1 protein-coding gene is annotated in these 1,141 nt (G+C 78.9%); it reads right to left on the bottom strand.

Features of this window, described 5'->3' with window-relative positions; all coding sequences use genetic code 11:
• Window positions 1–187 precede the first annotated feature (187 nt).
• A partial coding sequence (locus AB6N23_RS18420; protein ID WP_412867402.1) for a polyphosphate polymerase domain-containing protein occupies window positions 188–1,141 on the bottom strand: 954 nt, incomplete at its 5' end.

Raw genomic sequence — 1,141 nt, 5'->3', positions numbered from 1 at the left:
GGCCGGGACGGCGACGGGCACGGCGAGCGCCGCCACGACGGCGGCGGCGGCGAGCGGGCGACGGACGGGGTGCGGCATGGCGTGCCTCCTCGGGCCCGGGGTGGGCCGCGTGCGGTGCCGGCGGGACGACGGCGGTGTCGGGTGCGGGCGGTGCGGGCGTGCTCGTGCGCGGGCGGGCGGCCGTGCGTCAGGGGGCCGCGGGCGCCTCGGTGTGGGGGAGCAGGTGCCGGTGCAGCGTGCGGCTCCACCGGGTCGCCGGGAGCTCGTGGCGCAGCGTCGCCAGCCCGGTCGCGTACTTCGAGATCCGCACGGGCCGGTGGCCGAGGGCCCACAGCAGGCGGTCGGCGGCGGACGCGGTCGACCCGCTCTTGGTCTCCACGACGGCGAGCCGGCGCAGCTGCACGGGCGCGCGGCCGTCGTCCCACAGCAGGCCGGTGTCGACGGTGAGGCGGCTCGCCGTGCCCGGCAGCAGGAGCGTCGCGCGGGCGTACCGCGTGACGAGGACCGGCGCGAGCACCAGGTCGTCGGCGCCGGCGATGCCGCGGGCGCCGAGCGTCGAGCTGACGAAGGCGCGTCCGGGGGCCACGTCGGCGCGGTCCTCGAGCGCGTGCACGACGCGCTCCTTCACGGTCGTGCCGCGGGCGCCGCGGGTCTTGACCTCGAGCCAGCACGCGGCGGAGTCGACGTACGTGCGCGTGCGGACCTTGAAGCGCTGCCGCCGCCGGTGCGCGGCGAGGCGGTACGCCAGCAGGTCGGGCGTGTCGAAGTAGACGGACTCGTAGTCGAAGACCCGCAGGTCACCGATCTGCAGGACGCGCGTGTCCGCCGGCAGCCCGCGCAGCAGCGCGTCGACCGCGTCGACGGGCACGAGGTACTTGCGGTCCACGCGGGTCTGGAGCGCCGCCACGTCGAGCAGCGCGTCGAGCCCCACCGGGTCGAGGCGCGCGAGCGGGGCGTCGAGGAGGGACCGGTCGGGGGGCGGCGCGGCGACGAGGCGCGGGGCACGGGCTGCGGGCGCGACGCCCGGCGTCGTCGTCGACGCGCTCACCGGCGCGACGACCGGTACGCCGACGGCGAGCGTCGGCGCGCTCACGAGGCGCTCCCGTGGTGCGGGCCGGTGCCGCGGTGCGCGGGTGCCGCC

Origin of the sequence: Cellulomonas pasadenensis, assembly GCF_047229365.1 — a bacterium.
Taxonomy (GTDB): Bacteria; Actinomycetota; Actinomycetes; order Actinomycetales; family Cellulomonadaceae; genus Cellulomonas.
Note: the sequence above shows the minus strand (reverse complement) of the source record. Positions and strands in the feature narration are given on the sequence as shown.